This window comes from Saccharopolyspora sp. NPDC049426, from assembly GCF_040676935.1.
Taxonomy (GTDB): Bacteria; Actinomycetota; Actinomycetes; order Mycobacteriales; family Pseudonocardiaceae; genus Saccharopolyspora.
In genome coordinates this window covers 117,059-133,215 of sequence record NZ_JBFAPZ010000012.1, presented here as the reverse complement: position 1 = coordinate 133,215, position 16,157 = coordinate 117,059, and the positions used below count along the sequence as shown (strand labels likewise).

Annotated in this window: 15 protein-coding genes; 2 read left to right on the top strand and 13 right to left on the bottom strand. The window is 70.2% G+C overall.

Going from position 1 to position 16,157, the window contains the following annotated elements; genetic code table 11:
- Nucleotides 1-36 precede the first annotated feature (36 nt).
- A complete protein-coding gene (locus tag AB0J78_RS25205) occupies nt 37-1,167 on the top strand; it encodes a steroid 3-ketoacyl-CoA thiolase (RefSeq protein WP_363793046.1) in 1,131 nt (376 codons plus the stop codon).
- 177 nt (nt 1,168-1,344) lie between these two features.
- Here the strand turns inward: AB0J78_RS25205 and hsaB are convergent, their stop codons facing one another.
- The 13 genes from hsaB to AB0J78_RS25140 form a co-directional block, all read right to left on the bottom strand.
- Nucleotides 1,345-1,899 (bottom strand): 3-hydroxy-9,10-secoandrosta-1,3,5(10)-triene-9,17-dione monooxygenase reductase subunit, encoded by a 555-nt coding sequence (gene hsaB / locus AB0J78_RS25200; RefSeq protein WP_363793043.1) that lies wholly within the window; start codon nt 1,897-1,899, stop codon nt 1,345-1,347.
- An 11-nt stretch (nt 1,900-1,910) separates the two neighbouring features.
- On the bottom strand, nt 1,911-2,822 hold the full coding sequence (hsaC, locus tag AB0J78_RS25195) for an iron-dependent extradiol dioxygenase HsaC (RefSeq protein ID WP_363793041.1): 912 nt from the start codon (nt 2,820-2,822) through the stop codon (nt 1,911-1,913).
- 221 nt (nt 2,823-3,043) lie between these two features.
- Nucleotides 3,044-3,895, bottom strand: a complete 852-nt coding sequence (gene hsaD / locus AB0J78_RS25190) for a 4,5:9,10-diseco-3-hydroxy-5,9,17-trioxoandrosta-1(10),2-diene-4-oate hydrolase (protein WP_363793039.1) — start codon at nt 3,893-3,895, stop codon at nt 3,044-3,046.
- A complete protein-coding gene (gene hsaA, locus AB0J78_RS25185; RefSeq protein WP_363793037.1) occupies nt 3,895-5,073 on the bottom strand; it encodes a 3-hydroxy-9,10-secoandrosta-1,3,5(10)-triene-9,17-dione monooxygenase oxygenase subunit in 1,179 nt (392 codons plus the stop codon). The genes hsaD and hsaA overlap by 1 nt, the downstream gene beginning before the upstream one ends.
- 30 nt (nt 5,074-5,103) lie before the next feature.
- Nucleotides 5,104-6,147 carry a 4-hydroxy-2-oxovalerate aldolase gene (gene dmpG / locus AB0J78_RS25180; protein WP_363793036.1) on the bottom strand — a complete coding sequence of 348 codons (1,044 nt, stop codon included), beginning with the start codon at nt 6,145-6,147 and terminating at the stop codon, nt 5,104-5,106.
- Complete coding sequence (locus tag AB0J78_RS25175; protein WP_363793033.1) at nt 6,144-7,049, bottom strand: acetaldehyde dehydrogenase (acetylating); 906 nt, start codon at nt 7,047-7,049, stop codon at nt 6,144-6,146. Before AB0J78_RS25175 ends, dmpG begins: the two co-directional genes overlap by 4 nt.
- A 216-nt stretch (nt 7,050-7,265) precedes the next feature.
- Complete coding sequence (locus tag AB0J78_RS25170) at nt 7,266-8,042, bottom strand: 2-keto-4-pentenoate hydratase (protein WP_363793031.1); 777 nt, start codon at nt 8,040-8,042, stop codon at nt 7,266-7,268.
- A 112-nt stretch (nt 8,043-8,154) separates the two neighbouring features.
- The gene (locus AB0J78_RS25165; protein WP_363793029.1) at nt 8,155-9,321 is read right to left on the bottom strand and encodes a lipid-transfer protein; all 1,167 of its coding nucleotides are present in this window, start codon (nt 9,319-9,321) and stop codon (nt 8,155-8,157) included.
- Nucleotides 9,318-9,743 carry a MaoC family dehydratase gene (locus AB0J78_RS25160; RefSeq protein ID WP_363793027.1) on the bottom strand — a complete coding sequence of 142 codons (426 nt, stop codon included), beginning with the start codon at nt 9,741-9,743 and terminating at the stop codon, nt 9,318-9,320. Before AB0J78_RS25160 ends, AB0J78_RS25165 begins: the two co-directional genes overlap by 4 nt.
- 70 nt (nt 9,744-9,813) lie before the next feature.
- Nucleotides 9,814-10,773 carry an OB-fold domain-containing protein gene (locus tag AB0J78_RS25155; protein WP_363793025.1) on the bottom strand — a complete coding sequence of 320 codons (960 nt, stop codon included), beginning with the start codon at nt 10,771-10,773 and terminating at the stop codon, nt 9,814-9,816.
- A 13-nt stretch (nt 10,774-10,786) separates the two neighbouring features.
- A complete protein-coding gene (locus AB0J78_RS25150; protein WP_363793023.1) occupies nt 10,787-11,941 on the bottom strand; it encodes an acyl-CoA dehydrogenase family protein in 1,155 nt (384 codons plus the stop codon).
- 9 nt (nt 11,942-11,950) lie between these two features.
- The gene (locus AB0J78_RS25145) at nt 11,951-13,006 is read right to left on the bottom strand and encodes an acyl-CoA dehydrogenase family protein (RefSeq protein ID WP_363793021.1); all 1,056 of its coding nucleotides are present in this window, start codon (nt 13,004-13,006) and stop codon (nt 11,951-11,953) included.
- A gap of 191 nt (nt 13,007-13,197) precedes the next feature.
- On the bottom strand, nt 13,198-15,297 hold the full coding sequence (locus AB0J78_RS25140; protein WP_363793019.1) for an acyl-CoA dehydrogenase: 2,100 nt from the start codon (nt 15,295-15,297) through the stop codon (nt 13,198-13,200).
- Nucleotides 15,298-15,410: 113 nt separating this feature from the next.
- Between AB0J78_RS25140 and AB0J78_RS25135 the strand changes: the two genes are divergently transcribed.
- Complete coding sequence (locus AB0J78_RS25135; protein ID WP_363793017.1) at nt 15,411-16,094, top strand: class I SAM-dependent methyltransferase; 684 nt, start codon at nt 15,411-15,413, stop codon at nt 16,092-16,094.
- Nucleotides 16,095-16,157 lie beyond the last annotated feature (63 nt).

The window sequence follows — 16,157 nt, the reverse complement described above, 5'->3', positions numbered from 1 at the left end:
TTATGTGGGCAGTGATCGCGGTGAGAGGAGATTCAGGTGGGCACTCCGGTGATCGTGGAGGCGGTGCGCACGCCGATCGGCAAGCGCAAGGGCTGGCTGTCCGGGCTGCACGCCTCGGAGATCCTCGGCGCCGCCCAGCGCGGCCTGCTCGACCGCGCGGGCCTCGACCCGGCGTCGGTGGAACAGGTCATCGGCGGCTGCGTCACCCAGGCGGGAGAGCAGGCGGGCAACGTCACCCGGACCGCCTGGCTGCACGCCGAACTCCCGCAGGGAACCGGCGCCACCTCGATCGACGCGCAGTGCGGATCGGCGCAGCAGGCCACCCACCTCGTCGCCGGGCTCATCGCCACCGGCGCCATCGAGATCGGCATCTCCTGCGGTGTGGAGGCGATGACGCGGGTGCCGCTGGGCAGCAACATCGGCACCGACGTGGGACGTCCGAAGCCCGACTCGTGGGACATCGACCTGCCCAACCAGTTCCTGGCCGCCGACCGCATCGCGGCACGTCGCGGCCTCACCCGCGACGACCTGGACCGGTTCGGCGCCCGATCGCAGGAACGGGCTCAGCTGGCGTGGCGGGAAGGGCGCTTCGACCGGGAGATCGTCCCGGTCCGCATCGGCGACGACGAGGTCACCCGCGACCAGGGGCTGCGCGAGACCAGCCTCGACGCCCTCGGCGGGCTCAAGCCCGTCCTCGACGACGGGCTGCACACCGCGGGCAGCTCCTCGCAGATCTCCGACGGCGCGGCGGCCCTGCTGCTGATGGACTCCGACCGCGCCCGGGCCCTGGGGCTGCGTCCCCGCGCCCGGATCGTCTCGCAGTGCCTGGTGGGCGCCGAGCCCTACTACCACCTGGACGGCCCGGTGCAGGCCACCGAGCGGGTGCTCAGCCGCACCGGCATGAAGATCGGCGACATCGACGTCTTCGAGGTCAACGAGGCGTTCGCCTCGGTCGTGCTGTCCTGGGCCGGCGTCCACGGCCCGGACCTGGACCGCGTCAACGTCAACGGCGGCGCCATCGCGCTGGGCCACCCGGTCGGCAGCACCGGCGCCCGCCTGCTCACCTCGGCCCTCCACGAGCTCGAACGCAGCGACGGCACCACGGCACTGGTCACCATGTGCGCCGGAGGAGCCCTCTCCACCGGCACCATCATCGAACGCCTCTGATCCCGGGGTGCGGGTGCCGCCTCGCCCCTCACCCCGCGGCGGCACCCGCGCACCCGCTCCCGAAACGGCTCCCCCACCAAGCACAACCGGGCGGGAACCCTGAATACCGCCGTAATCAGGTTCCCGAATACCGCCGTATTCCGGTACCGGATTACGGCGGTGTTCAGGGTTCTGGTGTCAGAGCCAGTCTTCTGGGGTTCCGGTGAGGAAGTCCTCGGGCCAGTAGCGGGCTGGTGTTGTGGGGCGGGTGATGCCCGTGTAGGCGCCCTTGTAGAAGAGGAGGGGGTCTTCGGCCGTGGTGTCGCCCAGAGTGCGGACGCGGCCGAGGACGATGTGGTGGTCGCCGCCGTCGAGGACCGACTCGACCTCGCAATCGAGCCAGGTGAGGGCGCCGTCGAGGACGGGGGCACCCGAGGGCGCCGGGGTCCAGCCCAGGTCGGCGAACTTGTCCTCGCCTCGGCGCCCGAACACCGCGGACACCTCCTGCTGCCCGGCAGACAGCACGTTGACGCAGAAGTGGCCGGCGCGCTCGATGAGCGGCCACGTGCGGGAGGCCTTGCCCGGGCAGAACAGGACCAGCGGCGGGTCCAGGGACAACGCCGAGAAGGACTGGCAGGCGAAGCCCACCGGCTCTCCGTCGCAGGCGGCGGTCACCACCGTGACGCCGGTGCAGAAGTGCCCGAGCGTGCGCCGGAACGCGGCGCCGTCGACCTCCGGGACCACGGCTTCCATCGCCCCTCCCCTCACTGCCCGGGCGGCCGGTTGCCGACCGAGAAGTCGTGACCCCACAGGCTGACCGCCGTGCTCTCGCGGGCGATCCAGTCATCGTCGTCGACTTGCCTTCCCTCGCAGCCGAATTCGACGTCGAACCCGCCCGGGGTCTTCATGTAGAACGACAGCATCAGGTCGTTGACGTGCCTGCCCAGCGTCGCCGACATCGGCACCTCGCGCCGGTAGGCGCGGTCGAGGGTGAGCCCGACGTCGTCGACGTCGGCGACCTCGACCATCAGGTGCACGATGCCGCTGGGCGTGGGCATCGGCAGGAACGCCAGGCTGTGGTGCCGCGGGTTGCAGCCGAAGAACCGCAGCCACGCGGGCTCGCCGTCGGCGGGCCTGCCGACCAGCTCCGGCGGCATCCGCATCGAGTCGCGCAGCTTGAACCCGAGGACGTCGCGGTAGAACCGCAGCGCCGCCTCGTCGTCGTGGGTGGACAGCACCACGTGCCCCAAGCCCTGCTCGTCGGTGACGAACGTGTGCCCGTAGGGGCTGACGACCCGCCGGTGCTGCAACGCGGCGCCGTGGAAGACCTCCAGCTCGTTGCCCGAGGGATCGCTGAAGCGGATCAGCTCCATCACCCGCCGGTCCGCGAGCTCGTCGGTGGTCCCCTCCTTGAACGGAACCCCGTTGGCGTTCAACGAGTCCCGCACCTCCTGCAGGCCTGCCGCGTGCTCGGCCTCCCAGCCGGCGTGCAGCAGCCGGTCCTGCGAACCGGGCACGATCACCAGCCGCGCCGGGAAGTCGTCCATGCGCAGGTACAACGCGTCCGGGTCGGTCCCGCTGCCCTCGACCATGCCGAGGACCTTCAGGCCGTACACCCGCCACGCCTCGATGTCGGTGGCCTCGATGCGCAGGTACCCGAGCGAGCGAATGCCCATGGGGGACCCTCCCTTGCTTTCTCAGAAGCGCTGGTCTTCTTGCTTCGCGGTGCGGGTGGGGGAACCTCAGCGGCTCCGTGGACTCCGCCCGCCACGACTGATGCATGCCAATACACGGCGTCGAGGCGTGCTCACCACGAAGCCGCTGAGAACCCCCGGCGGTGCAAGCGTCGAGGGCGCTCGCCAGAAGCGAAAGTGGCTTCGCCACTTCAAACACCAAGTCAGTCGGTCAGGAAATCTCGGGTGATGCGGTTGAACTCGTCGAACTTCTCCAGCTGCGCCCAGTGCCCGCAGCGTCCGAATACGTGCAGCTGGGCGCGCGGGATGAGCTTGAGCGCCACCAGCGCCCCGTCCAGCGGGTTGACCCTGTCCTCGCGGCCCCAGATCAGCAGGACCCGCTGCCGCAGCTTGTAGGCCTCCCGCCACAGCAGGCCCTCTTCGAAGGATTCCGGCTGGGAGAAGGACTTGCCCATCGCCTTCATCGCGGCCAGCGATTCCGGCGCGCTCGCAGCGGCGAAGCGCTCGTCGAGCAGCTCCTCGGTGATCAGCGACTGGTCGTAGACCATCGTCCGCAGGAACGCCTCGAGCTTCTCCTTAGTCGGCCCGGGCGGCGCCGCGAACTGGCCGAGCCTCTGCACGCCTTCGGTGGGGTCGGGCGCGAACACGTTGATGCTCAGCCCGCCCGGCCCCATCAGCACCAGCCGGCCCGCTCGGTCCGGGAAGTTCAGCGCGAAGCGCACCGCGGTGCCGCCGCCGAGCGAGTTGCCCAGCAGGTGCGCCTTGTCGACGCCCAGCGCGTCGAACAGCTCCTTGAGGGCGTTCGCGCTGTGGGTGAAGTACTGGCCGTGCTCGGTCGGTTTCGACGACTTGCCGAATCCGGGCTGGTCCACGGCGATGACGTGGAACTCCTCGGCGAAGGCGTCGATGTTGCGGCTGAAGTTGCTCCACGCCGACGCCCCGGGACCGCCGCCGTGCAGCATGACCACAGTGGACTCGTTGCCGACCCCGGCCTCGTGGTAGTGCAGCGTCAGCCCGGAGGGCAGCGTCGCGTCCTGGCTCTTGATCTCCACCATCAGACCATCGAATCCTTCACCGGTAGACCGAATTCCCCGCTGCCGAACATCGTGTAGGCGCGCTCGGCGTCGTTGGCCGCGTGCACCCTGCCTGCGTGCGCGTCCCGCCAGAACCGCTGGATCGGCGTGCCGGACTGCAGCGCCCGGCCGCCGGAGTTCTCAAAGAGCCGATCCACCGCGGAGATCGCCCGCGCGGTGCCGCGCACCTGGTCGCGCCGGGCCTTGAGCCGCAACGACATCGGCACCTCCTCGCCCGCTCGGAGCAGGGCGAGCTCCTCGGCGATGTTGGTTGACAGCTGCAGCCACGCGGCGTCGATCTCGCTGGCGGCCTCGGCGATGCGAACCTTGGCGAACGGGTCGTCCTTGGCCTGCTCACCGGCGTAGGCGGCCCGGACCCGCTTGGCCTGGTGCTCCACGTGCGCGTCGTAGGCGCCCTGCGCCATGCCGATGATCGGAGCGGTGATCGTCGAGGGGTGCACCGTTCCCCACGGCAGCCTGTACAGCGGCGCGGTGTTGATCTCGTGGCCGGGGCACTGGGTCTTCGACATCGCCATGAAGCTCAACGCCCGGTGGGAGGGGATGAACACGTCGTCCACGACGATGTCGTTGCTGCCGGTGCCGCGCAGGCCGACGGTGTCCCACACGTCGTTGATGGCGTAGTCGCCCAGCGGCAGCAGGTAGGTGCAGAAGTCGACCATCTTGCCGTCGCCGTCGAGCGCGGGTCCGCCGACGAACACCCAGCTCGCGTGGTCGCAACCGGACGAGAAGCTCCACTTGCCGGACAACCGGTAGCCGCCGTCGACGACCGTGGCCTTGCCCATCGGCGCGTAGGAGGACGAGATTCGCGTGTTGGTGTCCTCGCCCCAGACGTCGTCCTGCGCCTGCTGCGGGAACAGAGCCAGGTGCCAGGGGTGCACGCCGAGGATGGAGGCGACCCAGCCGGTGGAGCCGCAGGCGCTGGCGATGAGCTTCACCGCGGTGTAGAACTCCACCGGATCGGCCTCGTAACCGCCGTAGCGCTGGGGCTGCAGCAGCGAGAAGAAGCCCGCTTCCTGCAGTTCGGCGATGGATTCCGCCGGGATCTTGCGGCCGTCCTCGGCCTGCTGCGCTCGATCGCGCAGCGAGGGAAGCAGCTTGCGCACCGCTTCGAGAACTTCTGTGCTGTCCCGCTCACTCATGCAGCGCTCCGTTCGAGAGTTCGGGTCTTGTCACTCGGCCTTTTCGCGTGTGAGCTCCAACGCGATGTCGATCAGCTGGTCCTCCTGGCCGCCGACGAGCTTGCGCTCACCGGCCCGGACCAGCAGCTGCGCCTGGCTGACGCCGTAGCGCTCGGCATGATTGGCGGCGTGCTTGAGGAAGCTGGAGTACACCCCGGCGTAGCCCATCATCAGCGCGGAGCGGTCCAGCAGGCATTCCTCGGGCATCGCCGGCCGCACCACGTCCTCGGCGGCATCGGCGATGGCGAAGAAGTCCACCCCGGTCCGGAATCCGAGCTTGTCGCACACGCCGACGAACGCCTCCACCGGCGTGTTGCCCGCTCCCGCGCCGAAACGCCTGGCGCTGCCGTCGATCTGAACGGCACCGGCGCGCGCGGCCGCCACGGAGTTGGCCACGGCGACGCCGAGGTTCTCGTGCCCGTGGAAGCCGATCTGCGCGTCACCGCCGATCTCGGCGTCGATGGCCTGGACCCGCTCGGCGACCTGCTCCAGCACCAGCGCACCGGCGGAGTCGACGACGTAGACGCACTGGCAGCCGGCGTCGACCATGATCCGCGCCTGCTTGGCCAGCACCTCCGGCGGCTGGGAGTGCGCCATCATCAGGAATCCGACGGTCTCCATGCCCTGCTCGCGCGCAAGCCCGAAGTGCTGCACGGACACGTCGGCTTCGGTGCAGTGGGTGGCGATCCGGCACACCGAAGCGCCGTTGTCGCGCGAGATCACGATGTCGTCGGTGACGCCGACGCCCGGCAGCATCAGGACTGCGATCTTGGCGTTGCGCGCGGTCTCGGCCGCCAGGGTGATCAGCTCCTGCTCCGGCGTGCGGGAGAAGCCGTAGTTGAACGAGGATCCGCCGAGCCCGTCGCCGTGGGTCACCTCGATCACCGACACACCGGCGCCGTCGAGCGCGGTGACGATGGAGCGCACCTCGTCGGCGGTGAACTGGTGGCGCTTGTGGTGCGAGCCGTCGCGCAGCGAGGTGTCGGTGATGCGCAGGTCGAGCTCGTCGCTGTAGGTCTTGGGCAGTCCGGTCACCGCGCGGCCTCCTTCTGCAGCGCGCCGGTGCGGGCGAGCTCTTCGCCGACCCGCACGGCGGCGGCGGTCATGATGTCGAGATTCCCGGAGTACTTCGGCAGGAAGTCGCCCGCGCCCTCGACCTCGACGAACACCGCGACGCGGGCCTGGCCGCCGGTGACGGCCGAGGGCGGGTCGAACTGCGGCTCGGACAGCAGCCGATAGCCGGGGACGTACTCGGCGATGTCGCGGGCCATCCGGGTGATCGACTCACCGATGGCGTCGGTGTCGGCGTCGGCCGGGATGGCGCAGAAGATGGTGTCCCGCATGATCATCGGTGGGTCGGCGGGGTTGAGGACGATGATCGCCTTGCCGCGCTCGGCTCCCCCGATGACCTCGATGCCCTTAGCCGTGGTGCGGGTGAACTCGTCGATGTTCGACCGGGTTCCAGGCCCTGCCGACACCGAGGCCACGGAGGCGACGATCTCGGCGTAGGCGACCGGCACGACCCGCGAGACGGCGTGCACGATCGGGATGGTCGCCTGCCCGCCGCAGGTGATGAGGTTGATGTTCGGCGCGTCGAGGTGCTCGTCGATGTTGACCGGCGGCACCACGTACGGGCCGACGGCGGCCGGGGTGAGGTCGATGGCGCGGATGCCGCGCTCGGCGTAGCGCGGTGCGTTGGCCTTGTGCACGTAGGCCGAGGTCGCCTCGAAGACGATGTCCGGGCTCTCGTTGTCCAGCAACCAGTCCACGCCTTCGGCGCTGGCGGTCACGCCCAGGTCGGCCGCGCGGCGCAGGCCGTCGCTGTCCGGGTCGATGCCGATCATCCAGGCCGGTTCGACGTCCCTGGACCGGCTGAGCTTGTAGAGCAGGTCGGTGCCGATGTTGCCCGACCCGACGATGGCCGCCTTCGCGGTCATGACGCCCCTCCTAGCGAGTGTGTCGAAGTCCTTTTGCGGATCAGTGCAAGTAGGAGAACCTGAGAGGCCCCGTGGACTCCGCGCGCCACTCCTGATGTATGCCAAATACACGGCGTCGCGGCGTGCTCGCCACGAAGCCCCTCAGAACCTCCGGCGGTGCGAATTGCTTGCCCACTCACCGAAAGAGAAAGTGGCTCCGCCACTTCGAAACACCTCCTAGGGTTTCGCGGTGAGACCGACGGTGCCGAGACCGGTGAACTCGGCGCGGAACACGTCTCCGGGCCGCAGGTCGATGGCGCGGGTGCAGGATCCGGGCAGCACGACGTTCCCGGCGCGCAACCGGACTCCGAACTTGGCGACCTTGTTGGCCAGCCAGGCCACGGCGGTGGCGGGGTTGCCCAGCACCGCGTCGGAACGGCCCTCGGCGACGACCTCGCCGTTGCGGTGCAGGACGGCGTCGATGCCTCGCGGGTCGAGCTCGGCGGGCGCCACCCGCTGGGCTCCGAGCACGTAGCCGGCGGAGGAGGCGTTGTCGGCGATGGTGTCGGCGATGCCGATCCGCCAGTCGCGGATCCGGCTGTCGATCAGCTCGATCGAGGGGATCAGCGTCTCGGTGCGGTCGAGGACGCCCTGCTCGTCGCAGTCCGGCGGGATGTCCTCGGCCAGCAGGAATCCGACCTCGACCTCCACCCGCGGGTAGCAGTAGGCGCGGGCATCGATCGGAACGTCCTCGGCCAACCGCATGTCGGCCAGCAGGTGCCCGTAGTCGGGTTCGTCGACGCCCATCATCTGCTGCATCGCCGGCGAGGACAGTCCGACCTTGTGCCCGGCGACCGCGATGTCGCGGCGGCGGATGTTGATCAGCTGGATCTCGTAGGCGTCGACCACGTCGATGTCCGGGTGCGACTCGACCAGCGGCGGGATCGGGGCCCGATCCCGCTCGGCCCGCCACAACCGCTCGGCGAGCCCTTCCCGGGTCTCGGCACTGAGCATTCGACCTCCCCGAACCACCGACTGGAACAGGTTCCCTCTCACATTGGACCCGGTTCACATGCTGCTACGCGCTACATCATACCGCCCAACGCGGCAAAATCTACAACATGTTTCAGTTCGAAGTGAGGACCAGTCCGCTGGTGGGGACGCCGGTTCCCGCGGTCACGAGGACGTTGTCGACGTCATCGACCTGGTTGACCGCCGTTCCCCGGATCTGGCGGACCGCCTCGGCGATGCCGTTCATCCCGTGGATATAGGCCTCCCCCAGCTGACCGCCGTGGGTGTTCAGCGGCAGCCGCCCGCCGTGCTCGATGGCTCCGTCGGCGATGAAGTCCTTGGCCTCGCCTCGGCCGCAGAACCCGAGCTCTTCGAGCTGGACCAGCACGAACGGCGTGAAGTGGTCGTAGAGGATGCCCACCTGCACGTCCTGCGGACCGATCCCGGACTGCTCCCACAGCTGCCGCGCCACCAGACCCATCTCCGGCAGGCCGGTGAGGTCGTCGCGGTAGTAGCTGGTCATGGTGAACTGGTCCGGTCCGCTCCCTTGAGCCGCCCCCACCACGACCGCGGGCGGGTGGGCCAGGTCGCGAGCGCGGTCCAGGCTGGTCACCACCAGCGCGACCCCGCCGTCGCTCTCCTGGCAGCAGTCCAGCAACCGCAGCGGCTCGGTGATCCACCGCGAGTTCTGGTGGTCCTCCAGGGTGATCGGCCGCTCGTAGAACCAGGCGTGCGGGTTGGTGGCGGCGTGCTTGCGGTCGGCGACCGCGATGCGGCCGAAGTCCTCGCTGGTCACGCCGTAGGAGTGCATGTAGCGGCGGGCGAACATGGCCACCTGCGCGCCCGGCGTGCCCAGGCCCATCGGGTAGGACCAGCTGTTGTCGACGCCCGTGGAGGTCGCCTGCCCGGACAGCCCGGCGTTGAACTGGCCGAACCGCTGCCCGGAGCGCTCGTTGAAGGCGCGGTAGCAGACCACGACCTCGGCCATCCCGGTCGCCACCGCCATCGCCGCCTGCTGCACGGTGGCGCAGGCCGCGCCGCCGCCGTAGTGGATGCGGCTGAAGTAGCTCAGGTTCGGGATGCCGACCTCGCGGGCCACCGCGACCTCGGTGTTGGTGTCCATCGTGAAGGTCACCAGACCATCCACATCGGACGGCTGGATCCCGGCGTCGGCCAGCGCACCGCGCACGCACTCGGCGGCCAGCTGCAGCTCGCTGCGCCCGGAATCCTTGGAGAACTCGGTCGCGCCGATGCCTGCGATGGCGGTCTTTCCTGAGATCATCGGGCCACCTCCGGGAGTTCCAGCCGAACCCGGCCGGTGACGTGGGTGCCGAGCTGGTTGCGGCCCAGCACCTCGACCACGAACACGTCGTCACCGCGTTCCAGGACCTGTCCGTGCATGGTCAGGGTGTCGTAGGCGTAGCAGGGCACGCCGAGCTTGATCGACACCCCGCGCACCAGCGCCTCCGGTCCGGCCCAGTCGGTGACGTAGCGCTGCACCAGGCCGGTCGTCGTGAGGATGTTGAGGAAGATGTCCTGGGATCCCTTGGCCTGCGCCAGGTCCCGGTCGTGGTGCACGTCCTGGAAGTCGCGGGTGGCGATGGCCGTGCTGACGATGAAGGTCGGAGTCGCCTCGATGCGCTCCTCCGGCAACGCGTCGCCGACCGCGACCTCGCCCGCCGAGAGGGTGTGCGCCAAAGTCATGCTGCCTCCAGTGCTCTGCGGGACACCCGCACCCGGTCGGACGAATGAGCACGCGAAGCGAAAGTGTCACTCATTCGTCCTCCGAAGGTCTCCAGTACGGCAAGGTCAGTTCGTCGTCGATGCGCTGGTAGGCGACCTGGACGCGCTGCCCGATCGTCACCTCGTCGGGCTCGACGTCGTGCAGCTCGCCGAGGATCCGCACGCCCTCGTCGAGTTCGACCAGCGCGATCACCAGCGGCAGCTTCTTGCCCGGGATCGCGGGCCGGTGGTGCACGACGTAGCTGTAGACCTCGCCGAGCCCCTCGGAGACCAGGTGCGTGCGCTTGGTGGCACCGCACTCCGGGCACATCGGCCCAGGCGGGTGCCGCAGCAGTCCGCAGCCGCCGCAGCGCTGGATGCGCAGCTCGCCCGCGGCCGTGCCTTCCCAGAAGTACGCGGTGTCGCGGTTGATCGCGGGCCGGACGACCTCGGCCGGTGGCTCCGGTTCCGGCTCGGCCTCAGCGCTCTTGGCTTCGGCCGGCTTGAACTTCAGGACCCGGAACATCATCTCGGCCACCGGCTCGTCACCGACGTACCAGGTGTTGCGGGTGGTGACGAACCAGCCCTCGCCGAGCCCGGTCGTCTTCGGCCCGACCACCGAGTCGAGCTTGGTGGTGACCACGACCTGCTCGTCGTGCTTGAGGTAGCGGTGGTAGGTCTGGTCGCAGTTGGTCGCGACGACCGAGGTGTACCCGGCCTCGTCGAGCTCGCCCATCATGGCGTAGAGCGGGTCGTCGGGGTCGCGCTGCGGGTTGAGCCCGCCCATCGTCCACACCTGCGCCATCGCCGGCGGTGCGACGAGTCCACCGTGGACGGACTCGGCCGCCGCCTCCGCCGAGGTGTAGACGGGGTTGTCGTCGCCCATCGCCTCGACCCAGTTGTTGATCATCGGCAGGTTGACCGGATCGCGCGCCGGACGCGGGGCGCTGGAACCGCGCTCGGCGATCCGCTTCGCCGCCAAGCGGATCTCGTCGGCCTCGGTGCTGGTCATGACACTCCCCTCCTCAGCGCGGTACCCGCGGAAGCCCCAGCCCGGCGGTGGCGATCAGTTCTCGCTGCACCTCGCTGACACCGCCTCCGAAGGTCAGCACGATGTTGCGCTTGGCCTGGACGTCCAGCCATCGCATCAGTTCTGCGGTGTCCTCATCGGACGGATCACCGTGCCGCCCGACGATCTCCTCCAGCTCGCGACCGAGCATCTGCACGGTCTCGGAGGAGAACACCTTGGTCGCCGAGGCGTCGGCGACCTCCACCGGACCGAGCGACGCCGAGGCCGCGACCTGCCAGTTGAGCAGTTCGTTGACCCGCTCGAACGCTCGCACCCGGGCGAGAACCCGTCGCACGTCGGGTCGTTCGAGCAGGTCGTGTTCGCGCGCCCACGCGTGCACCCGCTCGCGCAGCCCGCCGGTGCGACCGGACGGGCCGAGCATGACGCGCTCGTGGTTGAGCTGCGTGGTGATCAGCTTCCATCCGCGGTCCTGCTCCCCCACCAGCATCGACGCCGGAACCCGCACGTCGTTGAAGTAGGTCGCGTTGACGTGGTGCGAACCGTCGGCGGTGATGATCGGCGTCCACGAGTAGCCGGGGTCGCTGGTGTCGACGATGAGGATCGAGATGCCCTTGTGCTTGGGCGCCTCGGAGTTCGTGCGGCAGGCCAGCCAGATGTAGTCGGCGTCGTGCCCGCCGGTGGTGAAGATCTTCTGCCCGTTGACCACGTACGAATCGCCATCGCGCACGGCCGTGGTGCGCAGCGAGGCGAGGTCGGTGCCGGCTTCGGGCTCGGTGTAGCCGATCGCGAAGTGCACGTCCCCGGCGAGGATCTTGGGCAGGAAGAAGGACTTCTGCTCCTCGGTCCCGTAGGTCTGCAACGTCGGCCCGACCGTCTGCAGCGTCACCGACGGCAGCTGCACGTCGGCGCGGGAGGCCTCGTTGGCGAAGATGTACTGCTCGACGTCCCCGAAGCCGCGCCCGCCGTACTCCTCCGGCCAGCCCACGCCCAGCCAGCCGTCGCGGCCCATCCGACGCACCACCGCGCGGTGCGCGTCGTCGTGCCGGTCCACGGCGAGGGCTGCCCGCTCCTCGTCGGTGACGAGGTTGCCGAAGTACTCCCGCAGTTCGGCCTGCAGCTCGCGCTGCTCCTCGGTGAGTTCGATGAACACGGCTTCTCCTCAGGCGTGTCGGGCGAGGACGTCGACGCGGTGCTCGGCGCCGCCCGCGAGCCGCGCCAGGTCCTTGACCTGCGAGTAGTAGCGGTGCATCGGGTAGGTGATGTCCACGCCGAGCCCGCCGTGCAGGTGGTGGCAGGTGTGCATCGCCGTCGGCGCCTGGTCGGTGAGCCAGAACGCGGCGACGTCGAGGTCCTCCCCGGCGTCGCGCCCGGTGCCCAGCCGCCAGGACGCCGACAGCGCCGCGAGGTGCAGGGTCCGGTTGACCACGTAGACGTCGGCGATCTGCTGCGCGACGGCCTGGAACGCCGCGAGCGGCTTGCCGAACTGGTGGCGCGTGCGCAGGTGCTCGGCGGTGCGCTCCAGCGCCCCCGCCACGGCGCCGTCGCCGAGCGCGCACATGCCGGCCAGCGCGCAGGCGTGCACGTCGTGGAGGAGCGATTCGCCTGGCGCGCCGAGGATTTCACCGTCGACGCCGTCGAGGTCGACGACCCATTCGGTGCCGACCGAGGACTTCACCGAGTGCAGCGTGACGCCGTCGGCGTGCGGATCGACCAGCACGATCGCGGGGCCGTGCTCGGTGCTCGCCGACACGAGCAGCCGGTGCGCGGTGTCGGCGTGCAGCACACCGGTCTTGCGCCCGGTGACGCGCGTTCCCTCCGCCACCGCGCGGGGTTTCGCGGGCAGCGGATCGGAGACCTCGTTGAGCGCCGCGCTGAACACCCGTCCCGGTTCGGCGAGGAGCCGCTCCTGTTGAGCCTGCTCGGCGTGCCTGGCGATGGGCAGGACTCCCAGGGCGAGGGTCGCCAGAGCCGGAACGCCGACCCCGGCCTTGCCGACCTCGGCGAGCACCAGACCGACCTCCAGCGGGCCGAGCCCAGCACCGCCGAGGCGCTCGGGAACGGGCAGCGACAGCAAGCCCGACTCGACGAGCGCCTTCCACACCGACTCGTCGAAACCGATTCCAGTTGAGGCGGCGGCCCGCCCGGTCTCCCGTGCCAGAACTTCGGCCGCCAGATCCCGCACTGCCTGCTGCGTCTCTCCGAGCGTGAACTCCATCCCGCCCCCTAGACCAACCCTGGCCACGTTGTGAAACTTGTTCTACTTCTACCGCCTGGGCAAGCCCCGGCGCAAGCCTCGGGAACCGCCTCCGATCGGCGAATCCGCTTTCCCGCGTGCAACCGCACCCGACCGACCTCCGACGGGCACGCGCCACTCGGCACGCAAGGGCGAGCCGACCGCGGGAACGATCAGCGAGGCAGGCCGAGGATTCGCTCGGCGACCACGTTGAGCAGCACCTGAGTCGTGCCACCGGCGATCGACAGCGCGCGGGTGAGCAGCACCTCGTGCACCGGCTCGGCCTCCATCACCAGCGCCTCGGTGCCGAGCATCTCGACGCCGAGCTCCGCGACGTTCTGCCGGTGCCACACGCCCAGCAGCTTCTCGACGCTGGACTCCGCGCCCGGCCCCCGCCCGTGCAGGCTGCGCAGCGTCGCCCGCAGGCGCAGCAGCGAACCGGCCAGGCCGTCCACGACCGCGCCACCGAGGCGTTCGCGCAGCGACGGATCGGTGTCCCCGGAGGCGGCCAGCAGCCGTTCGACCTCCTGACCGAGGCTCGACCCGCCACCGAGCGCGACGCGTTCGTTGGCCAGCGTGGTGCGCGCGAGCTTCCAGCCCTGACCTGGCTCGGCGACCAGGCATTCGTCGGGGACGAAGACGTCGTCGAGGAACACCTCGTTGAACCGCTCCACGCCGGTGATCTCCCGCAGCGGCCGGACCGTGATGCCCTCCGAGCGCATGTCGACCAGGAAGTAGCTGATACCGCGGTGCTTCGGCGCGTCCGGGTCGGTGCGGGCGAGGCAGATGCCCCAGTCCGCTTCCTGCGCGAGGGACGTCCACACCTTCTGGCCGGTCAGCTTCCAACCGCCGTCGACGCGTTCGGCCTTGGTGCGCAGGCCGGCGAGGTCGGAACCCGCTCCCGGCTCGGAGAACAGCTGGCACCAGGTGATCTCGCCGCGCAGCGTCTGCCAGACGAACCGATCGCGCTGGCCATCAGTGCCGTGCTCGACGATCGTCGGCACCGCCCAGTTGCCCACCACCATGTCAGGGCGTCGCACCCCAGCGCGATCCAGCTCCTCGTCGATGAGCAGCTGCTCGTGCGGGCTCGCGCCGCAGCCGTAGGGCTGGGGCCAGTGCGGGGCGAGATAGCCGGTCTCGGCGAGCCGGATCCGCTGCTGCTGCGGGGAAAGCGCCGCGATCTCCTCGACCGAGCCGCGGATCTCGCCGCGCCGGTCCTCGGGGAGTTCGGCGGACAGGCTCAGCCTCCGCCGCACGCCCGACGCCGACAGCTCGGCCACGCGGCGGCGCCAGCCCGCCGAACCGCCGACGATCTGGCGCAGCGCCAGCGCGCGGCGGAGGTAGAGGTGCGCGTCGTGCTCCCAGGTGAAGCCGATGCCGCCGAGCACCTGGATGCAGTCCTTGGCGACCTCCACCGCGGCGTCGAAGACGGCGGCTCCGGCCGCGGCGGCGGCGAGCGGGTGCTCCTCCGGCGCGTCCTCGGCGGCCCGGGCGGCGTCCCAGGCCAGGGCGGTGGCCTTCTCCACCCGGCACAGCATGTGCGCGCAGAGGTGCTTGACCGCTTGGAACGATCCGATGACCTGCCCGAACTGCTCGCGGGTGCCCGCGTGGTCGACGGCGGTGCGCAGGCACCAGCCGGCGATCCCGACGGCTTCGGCCGCCGCGAGCGTGACCGCGAGATCGCGCACCTCCCGGTCGCCGACGACGCGCGCGGCCGGGACGGTGACCTCGTGCAGCACGACCTCCGCGACCGGCCGGGACACGTCCAGCGACGGCCGCGCGCGGAGCTCCGCCCGCTCGGCTTCGACCAGGAACCACGCGGGACGGTCGTCCACCCGGGCGCACAGCAGCAGGTGGGTCACGCCCGCGGCTCCCGCGACGGCGGCGACGCGACCGGAAACCACCAGCCCGTCACCTGTTTCGGCGCCGACGAGCTCTCCGGGCTCCAGCGCGACCGCGGCGGTGGCCCGGCCCTCGGCGAAGTCGGCGTCGCCCAGCAGCGCGACGGCCACGGCGGTGGACCACACCGGCCCGGGCACCAGCGCGTCGGCGGCCTGCTCCAGTCCGGCGGCGAGGTCGGTCAGCGTGCCGAGCCCCTCGGTGATCAAGGAGAACACGCCGATCTCGGTCAGGCCGGTCCAGGTCTCCTGCTCGTGCCAGACCGGGGCGTCGGCGTTCTCCAGCTTGCGCACCGGGTCGGTGCCCGACCCCTCGGCCCACGATCGGATGGACTCCTGCAGGGCCCGCTGCTCCTCGGTGATCGCGATCGGCACTACGCCTCCTCGTCCGCGCCCGCACTGCGAGAATTAGAACATGTTCTAACAAGCTAGCGGGTGGACCGGGTACGCTGCAACGCGCATCAGTACCGATTCGAAAGAGGCACCACGTGACGCAGGGATCGACCACCGACCGCGAGCACCACCCGTCGATGCCTGCGGAACTGCTCGACCTCGCCGAGCAGGCGACCGGGTTCATGCCCACCGACGAGGGGCTGGCGCTGCACGAGACGGCCACGACCTACCTCGGGACCGGCGCGGGGGTCGAGATCGGCACCTACTGCGGGAAGTCCACGATCTTCCTGGGCGCCGCCGCACGGCACACCGGCGGCCGGATCGTCACCGTCGACCACCACCGCGGTTCCGAGGAGCACCAGCCCGGCTGGGAGTACCACGACCCGGACCTGGTGGACCCCACCGTCGGCAAGCTCGACACCCTCGGCGAGTTCCGCCGCACCATCGCCCGAGCCGGCCTGGAGGACGAGGTCACGGCCATCGTCGGCCGCTCCGGCGAGGTCGCCGAGTTCTGGCGCACGCCGCTCACCTTGCTGTTCATCGACGGCGGGCACACCGAGGAAGCCGCCATCACCGACTACGAGGGCTGGGCCCACTGGCTCACCCCGGGCGGCGCCCTGGTCATCCACGACGTCTTCCCCAACCCCGAGGACGGCGGCCAGGCGCCCTACAACATCTACCGCCGAGCCCTCGCCACCGGAGCCTTCACCGAAACCCGGGTCACGGGCTCCCTCCGAGTCCTCGAACGCACCGCAGGCGAACCCGGCACCCTCCCCTGACCCAGACATCTCCAACTTCGCGCGAAATTGTGGCGCGGTTCGGGCCATTCCAATTTCGCGCGA